Consider the following 17613-nt stretch of genomic DNA (forward strand, 5'->3'; position numbering starts at 1 on the left):
CTCAACTTTAGAGTATGCTATAAATTTCACCTTAGCAATCTATTTTTAATAACATAAAACCCCTTAATGATTTTTCTTAAAATTGATTAATCATTAAGGGGCTTTTAAACTTTATTATGCATTATACCGATTTCTACGACGTTCCATCCTCGTTTGTCCTTGAGCAGTCTCTTCTTTATATTGAGGTATTTGCTCTGCCATTTCATATGTTGCAACTGCAGTTGGTTCTTCGTAATTATGCTCACGTATTTCTTCAGGCGTTTTTTGTTTCGATACTTTGCCACCAAACTTAAATAATTTTAACTTAAATTTCGGTAATCTTGGGATCGGAATCTGAAATGATTGCTTTTTACGTTTCTTTTTTTGTTGAAATAAAGTTATATTTTCTTTATAATCCTCTTCTTTACGGTGTAATAACATAGCAATTAATCCACCTAATATAAGTCCACCAACTAAAAGCATAAGATATTTGAAATTACTTGTCATTAAACTCGACATACGTTCAAGTATGACTAACGATTGCACTTCTTTAATATCCCATAGTAAAGCGGCCCATAATGCGAATAAACCGAAAGTAAGCCCATATGTACGAAAACGGAATAAACATGGGATTAAAGCGATACAAGCAGCGATTTTCGCATTCGCTATGATTGAACTTGTTGAAATATCTTGATGCCAAATGATTAACAATAATGTAATAAATGGCGCATACGCTATCCAACTACATATACGTGAATATATTTTTTTCGCAAAATAACTACCGAAACTAGTAAAAAATAAAAGGCCTCCAATATATAAAGATTGTTCTAGTGGGATTTGCTTTAAAATTCCTGCAACTGGAAAGAGGCCGCTCAATAGCATGAATAGCACATCTAATTTCTTCACAATTCCTCATTCCTTTCAAATTTCTTTTGAGTCAATTCATATAGCTTTTCCGTATGATGTAGTTTTTTTATTTCTAAAAAACATCTTAATCCTGTATGGAAATAAAGTAAATATGTAAAAGAAAAGATACATGACAAAAGATATCCTTATTTACATGAAAAAATGACAAATCCTGACCGATATAATGAACAGGATTTGTCTACTATTATTTAAATCCGAATAATTGAATCTTTCTTTTCTATTTTTATAATATCTACATCCAATTCATCATCAAACTCTTTAAACTCTCTTGCATCTATATCCGTCATATAGCTCTTTGTTACTTTCGCCATATGCATGGGATATGGCATGTGTATATTCTTTTTCAAAAGCATACTTGAATTACAGCACATGTAATGTACCATTTTGGCAATATAGTTCCTTTCAACAGCTTTTACACCTAGCGGGAATATTTCAAGTATATATCGATGTAAGGTTTCACTACCATTAGACGAATACTCACCAGTGCTATAATACATTCCTTTTTGATCTATATATAAACTTGTACTATCCAGTACATCATCACATTCTATCACACCGTATTTTGGCACATCAAAAGATGCATTTATTCTTACAGCATTTAAGTTTGGAACCTTTAGCACATCTGGAACAATGTCAGGGAAAGTATCTATATCAATTTTTTCATTTTGTAAATCTTTTATCCAATGTTTTCTTACATTCGCATCTATTATGAAGTATACTTGCTCATTTTGTTCTTTTGCATGTTGTAAAACTTCCGTTAATGTTTCAGAAACAAATTGTTTAAATTGAATGCCCATATCATTTCTTTTTGAAGGCTGCGGTAAAAAGGCATTATGTTTATTTACATTTAACAATAAATAATCAATCGTTTGCCACTCTGTATTCCCATATAATTTATATGAAATTTCTTTTCCTTTTATTTGTGAAAAAATGGGTAAGAAATCAAATTTCGAGATTCGTTCAATTGATAAATTAACATATGTACAAGGTAAATTTATCTTATTCCAACTACGTTTTAAAAATCCTCTTTGTTCTAATAAACTAAAAATACCATTTATAATCGTTTTACGAGATACACTTTGGCCTATAAATAAATTAATAAATGCTGAAATACGGTTTGTTCGTGCAAATCCTTCTCTAACAATTTGCTTTGGATCAATTTTTTCACGTCCATCACAATTTTTCATTGCAATTAACGCCAATGTCGCATCATTGCGCTTACCTGCAGTAGCATAAACCGCTTTTATAACATCCTCTACTAAATCCGTTTTATACTTCTGGCAATATTGCATCTTATATGGATTTTGCAATACTTTTTCAATATTACATCTTACTATTTTTAACAATACTGGAGAGTCTGCATGTAATACATATGATGACTCACTGATTTGAGCTAACACCATTTCGCTTTCAAATAACGCTTGCTCTACTTCCATCGATATTTTTTCAGACCATATTTCTAACGTTATAGTCTCTAATCCTTTTGGAGCAATTAAAGGGAATATTTCGTTTTCATTATTTATTTCTAGTTTCTTACATTCTGGTATTAATGTAAAATAAGCGAATTTTTGCTGAAACGCTTTAAATAGATACTCTCTTTCCTTTACTTTTATACCTTGTTTTATTTTAGTACCTTGAACTTTATATATTCTCTCATTGTATGGAAGCAATACTCTAAGATTTGCTCCTAGCATATAATCTTTCGGATATTGAAGAATATGATCTAATTCAACTTCTCCACCTATACGAAAATCATCTTTTAAATTTCTAAATATCTTAATCCATTTGATGCCGTTTGTAGCCTGCTGAACTTTTAGTTTTACAAATCGTAATTTCTTATTATTCAATGCAAATTCTGGAGTAGAAATTAATATCATGCCCCGTTTTCGTCTTAATAGCAAAGGAATGTCTGGATGGTTATATTCTTGATAAAATCTCCGAATTCCTATTGAAACATTTAATAATGGAATGTTCTCTCCTCCGCGCGTTATATATTCGAACCGAAATACATAGGCGAAATAGTCTTGTGTTTTTTCATCTTTAATAGGCTCTGACATCGCCTCACAAATATTTTGTGATCTAAGAGGAGAAAAATATATATCTTCTTCATTTATATTTTCTAATTGTACAGGACGTTCACAAAAAATATGTGAAATTAAAGCGGGCACCCATTTAGAATATACTTCCTTATCATGTAGTACTGTTAAATTAGAAATTAAATCGTAATGCCATTCATATTTTGGCGATTCTATTAATTTATTAGGTTTCCAATCATGAATAATCTCATACCAACTTTGAAAAATATAATCAAGTTGTTCTTTTCTAATAGGCTCTTTACATACAATCCATGGTGTATTTTCATTTAATACATATGGATTATGCTGAATAAATAATATATCAGAAAACATATCATACAATCTTTCATTTAATCGTTTCAACTTACTCGTTAATAAAAATGTCTTATAATGTATCTCTACAATATCAAGCCATTCAATAGGAAAATATATAAATGATACGTTTTCGTTTAAAAGAGGTTCTACTATATTTTCAAATGTTAACAGTCTTAGTTTGTCCATAAAATGATTACTTCCTCTCTTTATTTGTCTTAATTGTCAAAAAAACTAGCGCTTACTTTACTCCATTTAAATCAAGTATTTAAAAGAAAAGTAAAAAACATTTCTCTGAATCATATATTATTGAAACAGCTCATTGAAAAATAAAAAGTAATGATCATATACAGACTCATTAAAAACTATATTTTAATACATTCGAATTATATAATATAAATAATGTAATGTATTCATCATTTACAATAATTTTACAAAAAAACAAAAAGGAACACCTTAACTCGGTGCTCTTCTTTACAAATATCAGCCTCTATGTAATTGAACATATAGATAACATGAATCCACCAAATGAAATTGCTCCTAGTAAACCTAATACAAATCCTGTAAAACAAATACAATCAGCAAGACAAATGGAAGACTGCGATAACGGAACAAATGACCTACTTGTATTCGATCCATATTGTTTTATTTTCTCATAATTCATATCTAACATGTAATGTAGACAGTTTACACCATCCTCAATAGTATGTAGAGATTCTTTTTCTACTCGCTCGAATAATTTATTATTAATAGAAACTGGAAGAGGATACAGCTTATCTAATTTCATATTTTGATAAATTAATTCTAAACGAGATAATATATTATTTTTCTTCTTTTCAGATGTTACAGTACTTTTCATGTTATTAAGTTCATTTAATAACATTGTCAATTCATCTCTGTTTCCGTATAAATCTTTAGCTATTTTTCTCTTTAGTTTGTACGAATGGATAATAGATTTAAATTCAATCATTTTAATACACTTCCTAATTAAATATTATTTACCCAATATTTTATAGATAAACAGTACTTTTTAATCCTATTTAAAATACACTCAAGTATCTTAATTTACTATCGATTAACATTACACTAACCTTACATATTTGTAATAATTTCTTTAGCAATCCACAATTGATCCCTTAATTAGACAGATTTTTGATGGTAAAAACATAAGAAAAAAGCAATGATTCGATTTTAAATCTAGTCATTGCTTTATCTATCTCATTTTGATTTACACATATATATCTTATTATTACTCTTTCACTTGAATAATTGAACATACCCATTAGCGATGGCTATATTCTTTGTCGACATGTACATGTATAAATCTAATGTTTTTTAATTAATAAAGTGAAAATTTAATTAGTGGGGGGGTCTTACTGCCCATTAAAGTGGGATAAATGTAGTTAATATTCATATATTATAATAGTATCAGAAGTACCATTAAAACAATTAGAACAACCTCCACAGCCGCCACAACCTCCACAGCCAAAACAACCGAAGCAACCAATGCAACGGAACCCACCACAACGAAATCCACCACAACGACCGCCGCAACCTCCACAACGACCACAGCCACCACAACGACGAGCAGCATCTTCAATATAGTAATATGGATATTGGTTTTGCTGATCCCAATACATAATATCTCCAGACCGGTAATCATTAAGACTTAACGTTTGTAGTTCTTGTTGAAACTGATTCATTTTCATAACCTCCGTTTATAAAATACAACCTCATAGATGGTTTCCTATATTTCTGTTCGTTAAATCTAAGTAGCAATAGCGCTATAAACTAAGTTCAATACATACACCAACAAAGTATGACTTATCACTAGATGATGCACCTTGTTTATGTACCTATTTTTACTATGGGCTCATTTTTATAAATAGAAATTATAGAATTTGAATTCTAGTGTTATATCTTCATGGTTACTAAGTTCAATTCAATTCTCAATAACCATGATGCCGTATCCTTTACGCTCAATGTAGAATTTCATTCCATTACGTTATGCATCTGAAGTTGGATTAGTAACAAAATATGTTAACGTGTTTGAGTATAGAATAAAGCGAAACTTTAATCAGTGGGGGTTTTCTTCATCCCACACTGATTATCAGCCCTCACCAATCGGACTTTTATGGGCAGTTGATCCCTCACCTAACTTCTTTGCTTACGCTGAATTTTGAGGTGGGGGTCTTACTGCCCATTAAAGTGGGATAAATGTGGCAAAAATTTATCCAGTTAATGCATAGAAAATTAAATTAGCTAACTTATCGATATGCCAATTCGTCATATCCACAGCACGATTGACTTTACGCAAATTTGACAAGAAAAAATATATAGATAGGCATGATCCCTACCTATCTATAACATTACTTCCATTCTTTATCCAATTACATCTTTTACTTCTGTATTCACTGGCCACTTTTCTAAAGTATAAGCCATTTCCCAAAATGAATATTCATATTGACTACTAATAATAAAATGTTGTCTCATTCGATTTCGGTCTGCCTCTGTTACTTTTTCAGCTATTGCATCTAATCGTGTAATTTGCTCTTCAACTAGTGTTCGGAACCAATCGGATCCATAAGCAGAAATCCATTCCTTATAAATTGGCTCTTCTGGCTTACACTCTTTTAAACGCTCACCAATTTCATAATACAACCAATAGCAAGGTAAAATTGCTGCAATAATATCGCCTAAATGTCCTTCATACGCAGCACGATACATATGTGAAGTATATGCATATGCAGTTGGAGCAGGGATAAAATTATCTTTTTCTTCTTGTGTAACCCCTAGTTTCTTCGCAAAGTTCTCATGTAAAGATAATTCCGCCTCATATGTATTTTGAGCATGATGTGCCATGCGAGCAGTCGTTTCTAATTCAAGCGCTTTTGCAGCTCCTAATGTTTGTACTCTAGCAAAGTGACTCAAATAATATGAATCTTGAAGCACGTAATAGCGAAAATTAGCTAAATCTAACGTTCCTTCACCAAGTTTTTTTACAAAAGGATGATGAAAACTAGCTTCCCAAATTGAGTCTACTTCTTTACGTAATGATTGTGAAAAAGTCATGTAAATCCCTCCAATTATGTATGAAATTTAAGTATTTACCCACCATTATTAAATCTGTAAAACAAAAAAACTTTCTTTACAGACGTAAAGAAAGTGAAATTGACAATATTTATACATGAAACAGCAATGTCTTTCCCACTTCCCTACGCTGGCATTAACCAGATCAGGTACTAAGAGTCTCAAATTCCAATTTGATCTCAGCCTATAATAGGCCCCCCTAGTGGATAAATATTTTATTTTCGTATCGTATTCATCATAACATACTTCTTGTTACTGTCAAAAGTATTCATAATGCCGCTACTTAAAACCCTTCTTCTTTTCTTACTCTTAATGAAGTTTCAATAATCATATCTAATAGTTTACTATAATGAATTCCCGCTGCATCTGCACTTTTTGGTAGTAAACTTGCTTGTGTCATCCCTGGTAATGTATTAACCTCCATTACATATGGAATACCGTCCTTCACCATCATATCAATCCTTGCATAAACACTACATTTTAATGCTTTATAGCAAGCCAGTGACGCTTTGTTTACACGTTCCTTAAGTTCAGCTGGAAGTTCGATAACTTCTTCAATAGTACCTGCATCATCATATTTCGCATTGTAATCAAAGAACTCAGCCGCATGTCGAATTGAAATGATAGGTAACTGTTTTCCATCAAAAATGGAACATGTAATCTCATCACCTTTAATATACTTTTCTATTACTACTTCAGAATCCCATTCGAACACAGTTTCCAGCATTGAAATTAGTTCGTCTTTATCATAGACAATCTTTACCCCAACACTTGAACCACCAGAGTTTGGTTTTACCACTAATGGAAATCCTAACTTATCTAATTCATCAAGATTTAGATCCTCCATTTTTGTAAATTCAATCCAATCTGGTGTTTCTATTCCTTCATAACGTAAAATCTTTTTTGACATGTTTTTGTCCATACATATACCGCTAGATAACATATTGCTCCCGCTATAAGGAATACCTAAACTTTCAAGCGTTCCTTGAACTGTCCCATCTTCTCCGTATTTTCCGTGTAATGCGAGCAATGCAAAATCAATGTCTTTCGCTTTTTCGATTAAATCCATTTTTTCATTTAACGTAATTGGTACTATTTCATATTTATTTTTATCTAAATTTGCAATCATTTCATTTCCAGTCATAATGGATACTTGTTTTTCAGAGGATACTCCTCCCATAATAACGCCAATTCTCATTTCCTCAACTCCAAATTTCGTTTTTTATCCCGCATTAACGGGCAGTAAGACCCCCACCTCAAAATTCAGCGGAAGCAATGCAGTTAGGTGGGGGATGACCCCCCCACTGATTAAAGTTTCACTTTATTGTATCACCGATTATTTTGATTCCCCGAACTATTTCTTCTTCTTTCAAACGTGAAAATCCTAATCGAAACGTGTTCGCTCCTCCTCCATCAGAATAAAACACATCTCCAGGAGAAAAAGTAACCCCTTGCTCATAACACTTTTGCAAAAGTGTGCGGGCATGAATTTTTTCTTCTAACTCTATAAATAAATGAAGTCCACCATCACCGGTCATTCTTTGAAACGGAATGTACTCGTTACACGCCCCAACAGCTAACTCATATTTTTTCTTATAAACAGACCTTGCCTTTTTTAAATATTTTTCAAAATATCCTTCATGTAAATATTGAAAAAGAACAGCTTGATCTAAAGTAGATGTGTGAATCGTTCTTGCTCTTTTCACACTTTCTAAATAATGAATTAGTTCTTTATCTGCAATGATCCAGCCTACACGCAAGCCAGGGAAAAGTACCTTTGAAAAGCTACTAATATAAATCACATTATTACCAGCACCAGCAAAAGTTAATAATGGTGCTAAATGTGAACCTGAATAACGTAACTCTTCATTAAATCCATCTTCTATAATAGGAATCTTATATTTTGAAAATAATCTCATCAATTCCGTTCTTTTCTCTGAACTCGTCACAATGCCGGTTGGATTATGATAGGAAGGAATTAAATACGCAAAATCAAACTCTTTTTCACGCAAGCTTTTTTCAACTTGATTCGTATCAATACCATCTTCATTCATATCAATACCATGAACTTCAAGGCCGTGTAAGCGGAATAGCTTCAGCGCAGCATGGTGAGTTGGATTCTCACAAATAACTCGACCTGATTTCTTTGACAACGAGGATATTACAATGTCTAATCCTTCTGTAAATCCATTTGTAATTAAAATATCTTTGTTCGATATATCTACACCTTTCATTTCCATATAATGAAGTAGATAATTCATTAACGGTCTATAACCTTTTGCGTATCCATAGTTTAATACGACATCACCTTCAATGGACATACGAGTAAGAAAAGCTCTTTTGAAATTTTCCACATCAAATAGCTTTTCATCCGGAGCGATGCTGTTAAAAACAATCATTCCTTTTTCCCAGCGAACACCATGTTTCATTAAATCTAATTCATCAGCTAATAAGGTAACTGTATTAAGTTTATTTTTCCAATCTATTTCAACAGACGAAGTGTTCGATATATCAACCTTCGCAACAAAATTTCCTTTTCCTTTAACTGCATAAATGAGCCCTTCTTGCTCTAAATCTGCATAAGCAGCGAGTACAGTGTTTCTGCTTACACTAAGTAATTCACTTAGTTCCCTTGTTGAGGGAATTTTTTGATTCCCAAGCAAATGCCCTTTCATAATCATCTTCTTTAAATAATCTTTTAATTGAATATAAACGGGACGATCTTTCACAACTTTAAAATCTTTAAACAAATTCTTACCCCCTGCAATTATTTTTGCATATTTATTTCATTCTCAAAAGGTCCACTGCATAGGTATTTTTTATAAAGGGCGGTACGGTTTTATAAAATACAACTTTAATCAATTATTAACTTTACTCCCCGTTAATACGTGACAAATCTTTACGATATAAATTAATTATATCTTTTAAAGCTGCTGCTGCGGCTCCGCGTGGATTTGATGCACCACCAATTGTAGTAACTTGGCCCATCGTATCTGTAAAGAACGTAATCCCTTTTTCTGTCCCATTTACATTTGCTAGCGGATGATCTTTATTTATTTCTTGTGGTTCCACATGAAGAACCACTTTACCATCCTTATCCTTATATGCTGAAGCTATTAATTTAATATATTTATTATGTTCTTTAGCATTTCGAATTTGTTGTTGTGTAACATGTTCGATTCCTTTTATATGTAAATCGGTAAGCGTATTTTCTGTTCCCATTAAACTGTTTGTCAAAAGTAACAATTTACACGCACTATCAGAACCACTTACATCTAATATTGGGTTCGTTTCAGCAATTCCTTTACTTTGCGCTTCTTTCAGTGCTTCTTCAAATGTAATATCTTCCTCATTCATTTTCGAAAGAATATAATTTGTTGTCCCGTTTAATATTCCTTCTATTTTTTCAATATGGCAACCAGCTAAACTAAATTGACCAATATCAAGTGTTGGTAATGCCGCAGCAGTTGCCCCACTGTAGCGAATTCGTACATTTGCGATTTTTGCAGCTTCATTTATTTCTCTCCAGTTTGTAACTAGCGCACCTTTTGAAATTGCTACTATATCCATTTTTTTCTCAATCGCTTGTTTTATATATCTCTTCCCTGGATTTCCATCTTTAAGGTTTGTAACTGTTGATTCTACCAGCACTGTACCACTTATGTTATCTGTTGCACGTTCCTCTGGATGATGTTCAATATATTTTTCAATTGCACAGCTACCACCACCATATCTTAATAAATGATGAATAGATAATCCATCTTCATTATGTATTGCAACATTTCTGCCTAATACGCCACTTACAACTAACTCTATACCATATGTTTCATATATATATGAACATTTTTCATGTAGTAATTTTATAAACTCTCTTCCTACTGTTCCATATCCTGATAGTACAACTTTAATTTTCATAATATCCCCCCATATTTTTCTACCAAATCCCTCTTTCAATATAATATAAAGCGCCCTCGAATTCCATCGAGAGCGCTTTATTATTACCTATTTCGGTAAACGTGATAACTTTTCAGCAATTGCTCTATAAAACTCTTGAATGCTAGAAAAACCTAACGTGTCTGAAACACTAAGTCCTACCATGTCGAGATGATCCCAATTTGCTTTCGTTTCGATATGATTCCATTTCCCAATCTGTAATGACTCGTTATTATTTACAGTAGCATTAGAAGAAGGTGCAATCATAGAACTTGTATTTACTACACCATCATTTTGCCACCAAGTAGTATCAATTAATGGACGATTTTCTTCATACCTTGCATAGGAACCTAAGAAAAATGCATTCCCCATTAACACTTTATTCATCGTTATATGAGGAAAATGTAAACCCGTTATAGGTGCCGCTTGTGATGCATGTCCACTATAGGATAAGTAATACACATTCGGTTGCGTCTTTACCCAATTATTTAACTCCTTTGCACCATCTGTACTTAAATCCCATTGACTTATATCTTTTGTATTTTTCCAAATTGAACTATTTAGAATACGATTACTGTATTGGAAAAAGGACTCTCCAGTATTCTTTTTTAACCCCCATTGATCCAATTTAAAATCATATAGTGATAAATTATCGTTTCCTCCAAAACTTGCAGCTGTAATGAGTAAATCTTTAACGAACGGTAGTAGAAGACTACCATCCGCAAGTGTTGTACCGTTGTGAGGAGTTGCTAATGTTGTAACACTATGAACATATGATTTCTCGCCCTCAAATAGTGGTGATATTTTGTTGTTTGGGTGATTTTTCACATAATTTTTTTCTTCAAAACTGCCTTCTTTTAATAGCTGTACTAATGTTCTAATCGTTTGTCCACCCATGCTATGCCCAACTAAATGAACTTTATTTGTTTCACTCCAATTCGGCGCAAAACCACTATAAGTTCTGCCAAAACGATTATGTCCATGTTTCTCAGCATGTGCGGCACCGTAGTCTACTATTCCACCGTTAATTTGGGCATATAATTCACATGCACGATCCCAGTTACTAGAAACTGGCCCAACAGCTGCGGTATGAACTGTATAACCATTGCGTTTCAAATCTTCCTGTATATCATGAACACCACCCCAATATTTAACCCCTAGCATTTCCTCTCTACCCCATCCAGCAAATCCATTCACTAATATGATCGGATAATTATTTTGTTGTCTCTCTTCAGCATATGTTATTTTCGCTACCAATGAACAAACAGCCACTAATGCAAAAAAACATATTTTAAAAAATAACTTCCCCATACTTTCTCCCCCCTAATAAAACGTTTACATTTTTTTGCTATACAGCATGCTTTAATAACTTAAACATAATGTAAAGTATTTTATATACGTTGTATATATAGAAAACATATACAAATGTTGATAAATATTTACTTTTTACAATACAACTTGTAAATCTGTTTATTTGAATTTATAATTAGATATAGTTTCCTCATGTTAAAAAGATTTAAAAACCATAAGAAAACTAATCTCATTGCTTCAAAAGGAGGAAAAATCATGAAAATCGGATCAAATATTCATACATTGTCTCAACCTACTAAAATAACTCCATCTAATCTTGAGCATAATACTATCTCTTCTACTAAACTTGAAAGTAAGAAAGTAACTGATCCCATCAAGTTCGATATTCGTTCATCCGAAAAAGAAATGAAACAGCCAGAGCATAAATTTAACGAATTAGATTTATGGAAGATGTTAAAAGATAAAGGTGTTCCTTTATGGATCATCCTTGAAATGCTACAAAAAGTTCGTAAAGAAAAAGAAGCTCAAAATAATTCGGCTCAAAATACTAATGCGATTGAGGAAACAAACGAGACTCGATTAAATGAAGTAATGTAATCTTTTTTATATGAATAGTCTATAAACTAAAAAGAGTTCAAGCTTGATAAAGTTTCTATCAAGCTCGAACTCTTTTTTAAGATTTTTCTCCAATCGTTACAAACTGAAAAGATACTTCTCCTTCCAAACCTTTAATTAGCTTTTTTACTTTGATATTTTCGTTAACCAATGCATTATCTGTCGACATTTTAGGTTTTTCGTCACCTATAGATTTTTTAAATTGAAGAAGATGCATTTTTGTTTCATTTGCTTTTATTTTCTCATATACATTGTTTTTCGATACAATTACATACCATTGTGCTGGATAAATACGCTTGTTACCTATCCAAGCGTCACTATTGTATATGACAGGAATCTCTTTCCCTTCTAGTTTAATACTTTTCAAAGTCTTTTCGTCGTCTTGTGCAAACAGTAGCGAACCCTCTTTTGGAAATTTTGGTAACGTATTTACAGGTATATAATTAGAGCCATTGTCTCTTTCACGAAAAACTTTAGCTTTAATCAATGCTTGTGCTGTAGACTCATTTAAAATTAATACCTGCCCATTTCCAAATTTACCTTTTTTTACAGAAAACACTTCATTTTCTTTCGTAATTTCCTGATAACGATTAATAATTGGTGAAATTTTATTTTCATCTCCAATGATTAATATACCGTTTGCAGGAAATAGATTCTCCTTTTTAGAACATGCACTAAAACTTATTAATAATAGTATCATTAACATAAAAATAGTTAGAGTTCTTTTCATCGCGTTTCCTTTCATCATACAATTGATTTTTCACATACTTTCATATAGTCTTACAAGCTAATAAACTCTATTGATCCATAACCTTATAAAGCTTTTGCAGGTAACGCCAACGGGTTATAAAGAAATATAAAACTTGTATACAAATAAATGAAATTAAAATTACGATAGAACTATTCATAATAGAAAAATCGAGTAATTGTTGTAATGCCATATAAGCGACTACGGTATGTATCACTGCAATGATAATCGGTAAGAAGAACATTAATAATAACTGTCTCGTTACAACTTTCTTTAGCTCTCGTTTACCTAATCCCATTTTCGAAATCATTTTATATTGCTGTTGATCACGATCCAAATCCGTATATAATCGGAAATAGATAAAACTAGCAGCGAATGTAAAGAAGACGATTCCGACTAAAACACTTGCCATAAGTAATAGTCCATTCGTTTGCTTCGCACTTAACAAATCTAGAGTTAAAGCTCGAAATTGAAAACTACCTTCTTCTTTCGCGAATGTACTAATTAATTCGTTTGAAATTCTCTTCGTTTTTATCCAATCGTCTACAACAAATCCGTAAGTACGATATGGAATATGAATATTATTTGGATCACTAGTAATAGGTATTTCATCATATACTTGATCCTGAACAGCGATATATATTTTTCTAGTATCATGTGGTAAAACTAAATTTTCTACAGCTTTTTCCACTTGAAATGTCTTTGTCCATTCACCTTGAATGACTTCTATACTTTTTTTATAGTCGCCATTTTTAAATTCGTGTTTTTGTGATACGACTCCAGGAATTAATAAAATTTCACCTTCATTTTCAATTGTTTCTTGTTGATATCCAAGTGCTTTAGCAAGATCGTTATATTCGCTTAACTTCATTACAATTACATTACTTTCTGTGTATATATATGAAGCTGAAGCCATTCGATATGGAATATTAGCATCAGCAAGATGTTTTTTTATAATAGAAAGATTTTTATTTAATGCTTTGTCGTTTTCAAAATCCCCATATAAAAATGTATACGGATTTGTCATCCTTACTAAATCTTTACTTCCAATTGCAGCTGTTGTACCAATCGCTGTAAATGCAACTGCTGAAACAATAGAAACTATAAAAAACATTGTTGCATTATCTTTCATACGGTAAATTAATTCAGAAATCGTTAATATATTTGTTCTCTTTAAAAAGAAAGATTCTCTCCTTTTAGCAAGATGTAATATATACACGCTACACTGTGTATATAAAAAGTACGTTCCTATAATTACTAGTAGGACACCCATTCCGAGTGTAGTAAAACTGGAATTTGAAATGAAGCGAAATACTGAGAAATATCCATATCCTATACTAATTAAAGAAAGCAGTGATAATAAAATTGAAGATTTCGGCTCAGGTTTTGGTTTTTCCTCTGCTCGAATAAGTTCCACAAGTTCCGTTATTTTTACCATTTTAAATGTAAATAGTGAAACAATGAAAAATAAGAAAAGAAAAGTGATAATTGTTAATAATACAGCCTTCACTGGTGTATAAAAAGGCAAACCATTATTAATCATTAATACACTTGCGCTTATCAATAAGACTAGTTTAGAAAATATGAGTCCAATGAAAATCCCTATACAAATTGAACCAAATCCAATCAACATATTTTCAATTAATAATAATTTCTTAAATTGTCTCATTGACATACCTTGCATCATTAATATACCAAATTCTTTCTTACGAGTTTTTAAAAATGAACTAACTGAATATAGAATAAAGAAAAATGAAAATACAAAAATCAAACCTTGCGAAATTGTAAATCCCATCGTACCATATGCACTTATTGTTGCACTTGTTGATTTTAATTCCCCTTGTAAATCAGGATGAAATAATAAAAGAGCATATGTAAAGAAAATCATAATAGAAAATGCACTACTTAAAAAATGAGCAGCATATGTACGCTTATTTCGAAAAATATTATTAAATGCGAACTGACGAAAAGTCATGACTTTTCCCTCCTAACAAAGAAAGGACATCCATAATCTTTTGATAAAATGCTTGCCTACTTTCACCACAATAAATTTCATTATATAGTTGACCATCTTTAATAAAGATTACTCGGCTGCAAAAACTCGCTGCATACGGATCATGAGTAACTAACATCATCGTAGCTTTTTCTTGTTTATTTAGAGTATCAAGCATCTCCATTACATCATTTGAAGATTTAGAGTCTAAATTCCCTGTAGGTTCATCTGCGAGTAATAATTGCGGCTTATGAACGATTGCGCGAGCGATTGCCGTTCTTTGAGCTTGTCCCCCTGATATTTCAAACGTTCTTTTATTTAATATTTCTGTAATGTTTAATTTCTCTGCAATTTCTTCCACTCGTTTGTTCATTTCTTTCACAGAAACACCATCTAAAGTCATTGGCAATACGATGTTTTCTTTTACAGTAAGTGTGCTAAGAAGATTAAATGATTGAAAAACAAATCCTAATTGTTTTCTGCGGAATAACGCTAAATCTTCTGATGATAATTGGAAAGGATTTGTGCCATTTATTAAAATTTCTCCAGATGATGGAGAATCAATAGTAGATACCATATTTAATAACGTTGTTTTCCCACTACCAGATGGCCCCATAATCCCTACAAATTCACCTTCTTGAATTGATAAATCAATATCAACTAATGCCTTATAAGGTACTTTCCCTTTATATACTTTACTAATACTTTTTGCATGTAAAATTTCCATGTATATTCTCCCTTCATTTGCACGTCTCATAACAGAGTGTAAATGAATTGTCTTACAGCTCATATTGATTCGTCTTTCATTTATCTTACACGCTTGTAAGGTTTCTGAAAAAACTGATAATAAAACTAATTTCAAACTATAATCGATGTATAACTATTTTATAATATTTGCATAGTGGTTTGAAATACAATGCTATTTTCTAATCTTTATTATAATAATAAAAGACCGATTGCTTTATCGGCCTTTTTACTTTCAAATATTATATTTTTAACTATTGTATTTAGTTGAAGCATATTTTAGGTACAAATAAAATACTATTTCACTTGATAATAGCCATTGCAAAAAACAGCGTTCTTCGGTTTAATTGCAATTAATATTGAATTGTAAATATCTGAAGCCGAAATGAATGTGTTTAACCAACATATAAATAACATGATTGATTTGATATTTCCTGATACAAAGAACGACATCACGGCAGGAACTACTGATAATACAACAATGGGTAGGCTCATAAAGATCCAAAATCTCATTTTAGATAAGATTGCATTTGTATTTAACCAAAAGAATATTCCACTAAATGTTAAGCTAACATCACCTTTTTTACTTATGACAAAAATATGTAGACATTCGTGAATGATGAAGACAAAGATACCTATTATGATAAGATAAAATATATTAATATGAGTGAAACCTGTTTCAAAAAAATAAGGTATCATAAAAATGATTATCTGAAGTAAATATACAAACTGCATATAATGTTTTCGGTACCAATTACTCTGTATAAAAGGCGTCCATTCTGAAAAATCCATACTTATCTGTGGTAAGTGGCGAAACCAAATAATGATATGCATCTCCTCCTTCATTTAGACTATTTCATAGATTAAACATTTTATCCCACTAGCACTCAACCGTAAGTTTTATATGCCCCTTTCTCACTAGACTTACCACAATATATTTTTTTGACTAAGATAGAATTCTTCCTTATACCATCCCACTCTCCCCTTGCATTCTTCTACTTGTGCTTAAAGAAATTCACTTGCAGGATAATTAAAGTAAAAAATTGGTATTTCCATAATTTTATTCATTCGACAAAACATTCCAATCCCCTTTTCGTAAATGATTTTTTTATGGTTATCACATTTACAGCTTGATGCCACTGTTTTGGCGAAAAGCAATTCCATCAATAAGTCATCTCAATTGTAGCTTTCATATGTTAACAGCTATAAAATGAATGTAAAAAAGCTTAGAGTTAAAACTCTAAGCTTTTTTATAATTTCGTTTCAATTCCTTTTACAGAGCACTATTTTTTATCCATTCGGATTTACTCAATACATAATGGTTATGCATTTGATTTTCTATCGTCTGTTGACCCAAATAAGTAAATCTACATTTTTCAATAACTTTATTTGATGCTACATTGTTAATTAAAGCAATTGCGTTAAGGAGATCTACATTCGTTTTTTCAAACAAATAGTTAATCAGTCCTTTCGTTGCTTTCGTTGCATAACCATTATTATGATATTCACTTGAAACTGCATACATAATTTCTCTGTTCGGTGCAGGGAGTTCATCTTTCATACCTGTGCAGCACCATCCAATAAATTCATTTGTGGTTTTCTTAAATATTCCTAGTTTTAATATGTGATCATCTATGTTAGTCGTAGTTCTCACTGCATGAAGAAACGCTTTATTTTCTGGTATTTCATAATTTACAACCCAATTAATCCTTTGTTCTTTTGTTGATTTCCAGTCTGGCAAAAACTTTTCTATTTCCGGTTGATTGGATATGTTATAAATACTCTCTGCATCTGTAATCGTAAACTCTTGCAGGTATAGATCTCCACAATCTATTCTAAATAACTTAGTCAAACTCTCTTCTCCCATGTTAATCCTCCTTACTTAC

The 17613-nt window shown here is 31.7% G+C and carries 15 protein-coding genes, 1 pseudogene and 1 riboswitch; of the genes and pseudogenes, 1 reads left to right on the forward strand and 15 read right to left on the reverse strand.

Features of this window, described 5'->3' with window-relative positions; translation table 11 throughout:
- Positions 1–114 precede the first annotated feature (114 nt).
- From MR147_RS07025 to MR147_RS07070, 10 genes and pseudogenes are all read right to left on the reverse strand, one after another.
- Positions 115–885 carry a DUF3959 family protein gene (locus MR147_RS07025; protein ID WP_242303865.1) on the reverse strand — a complete coding sequence of 257 codons (771 nt, stop codon included), beginning with the start codon at positions 883–885 and terminating at the stop codon, positions 115–117.
- Positions 886–1094: 209 nt separating this feature from the next.
- Positions 1095–3482 (reverse strand): RNaseH domain-containing protein, encoded by a 2388-nt coding sequence (locus MR147_RS07030; RefSeq protein WP_242303866.1) that lies wholly within the window; start codon positions 3480–3482, stop codon positions 1095–1097.
- 301 nt (positions 3483–3783) lie between these two features.
- Positions 3784–4263 (reverse strand): homoserine dehydrogenase, encoded by a 480-nt coding sequence (locus MR147_RS07035; RefSeq protein WP_175570699.1) that lies wholly within the window; start codon positions 4261–4263, stop codon positions 3784–3786.
- A 166-nt stretch (positions 4264–4429) separates the two neighbouring features.
- A pseudogene (locus MR147_RS07040) lies at positions 4430–4628 on the reverse strand (site-specific integrase); the annotation flags it as partial.
- Between the two features lie 68 nt (positions 4629–4696).
- The gene (locus MR147_RS07045; protein ID WP_001071397.1) at positions 4697–4996 is read right to left on the reverse strand and encodes a heterocycloanthracin/sonorensin family bacteriocin; all 300 of its coding nucleotides are present in this window, start codon (positions 4994–4996) and stop codon (positions 4697–4699) included.
- Positions 4997–5675: 679 nt separating this feature from the next.
- Positions 5676–6365, reverse strand: a complete 690-nt coding sequence (gene tenA, locus MR147_RS07050) for a thiaminase II (RefSeq protein WP_242303867.1) — start codon at positions 6363–6365, stop codon at positions 5676–5678.
- A gap of 123 nt (positions 6366–6488) precedes the next feature.
- Positions 6489–6594: riboswitch (TPP riboswitch) on the reverse strand.
- Between the two features lie 72 nt (positions 6595–6666).
- Positions 6667–7581, reverse strand: a complete 915-nt coding sequence (gene ddlB, locus MR147_RS07055) for a D-alanine--D-alanine ligase (RefSeq protein WP_242303868.1) — start codon at positions 7579–7581, stop codon at positions 6667–6669.
- A 118-nt stretch (positions 7582–7699) separates the two neighbouring features.
- Positions 7700–9133 carry a MocR-like pyridoxine biosynthesis transcription factor PdxR gene (gene pdxR / locus MR147_RS07060; protein WP_242303869.1) on the reverse strand — a complete coding sequence of 478 codons (1434 nt, stop codon included), beginning with the start codon at positions 9131–9133 and terminating at the stop codon, positions 7700–7702.
- A 121-nt stretch (positions 9134–9254) separates the two neighbouring features.
- Positions 9255–10298, reverse strand: coding sequence for a homoserine dehydrogenase (locus MR147_RS07065; protein ID WP_070172271.1), 1044 nt, complete (start codon positions 10296–10298; stop codon positions 9255–9257).
- Between the two features lie 87 nt (positions 10299–10385).
- The gene (locus MR147_RS07070) at positions 10386–11627 is read right to left on the reverse strand and encodes an esterase/lipase family protein (RefSeq protein WP_242303870.1); all 1242 of its coding nucleotides are present in this window, start codon (positions 11625–11627) and stop codon (positions 10386–10388) included.
- A 255-nt stretch (positions 11628–11882) separates the two neighbouring features.
- Between MR147_RS07070 and MR147_RS07075 the strand changes: the two genes are divergently transcribed.
- Complete coding sequence (locus MR147_RS07075; RefSeq protein ID WP_242303871.1) at positions 11883–12224, forward strand: DUF3914 domain-containing protein; 342 nt, start codon at positions 11883–11885, stop codon at positions 12222–12224.
- A gap of 76 nt (positions 12225–12300) precedes the next feature.
- On the opposite strand, the gene MR147_RS07080 is transcribed toward MR147_RS07075, so the two are convergent.
- From MR147_RS07080 to MR147_RS07100, 5 genes are all read right to left on the reverse strand, one after another.
- A complete protein-coding gene (locus MR147_RS07080; RefSeq protein ID WP_074608819.1) occupies positions 12301–12972 on the reverse strand; it encodes a lipoprotein BA_5634 family protein in 672 nt (223 codons plus the stop codon).
- 67 nt (positions 12973–13039) lie between these two features.
- Positions 13040–14965, reverse strand: coding sequence for an ABC transporter permease (locus tag MR147_RS07085; protein ID WP_242303872.1), 1926 nt, complete (start codon positions 14963–14965; stop codon positions 13040–13042).
- Positions 14940–15710, reverse strand: coding sequence for an ABC transporter ATP-binding protein (locus MR147_RS07090; RefSeq protein ID WP_074608773.1), 771 nt, complete (start codon positions 15708–15710; stop codon positions 14940–14942). Before MR147_RS07090 ends, MR147_RS07085 begins: the two co-directional genes overlap by 26 nt.
- Positions 15711–16024: 314 nt before the next feature.
- Complete coding sequence (locus tag MR147_RS07095) at positions 16025–16561, reverse strand: DUF3267 domain-containing protein (RefSeq protein WP_000547457.1); 537 nt, start codon at positions 16559–16561, stop codon at positions 16025–16027.
- Between the two features lie 439 nt (positions 16562–17000).
- The gene (locus MR147_RS07100) at positions 17001–17594 is read right to left on the reverse strand and encodes a GNAT family N-acetyltransferase (RefSeq protein WP_242303873.1); all 594 of its coding nucleotides are present in this window, start codon (positions 17592–17594) and stop codon (positions 17001–17003) included.
- Between the last annotated feature and the right edge of the window lie 19 nt (positions 17595–17613).

It is taken from the genome of Bacillus cereus group sp. BfR-BA-01350, assembly GCF_022663775.1.
Taxonomy (GTDB): Bacteria; Bacillota; Bacilli; order Bacillales; family Bacillaceae_G; genus Bacillus_A; species Bacillus_A paranthracis.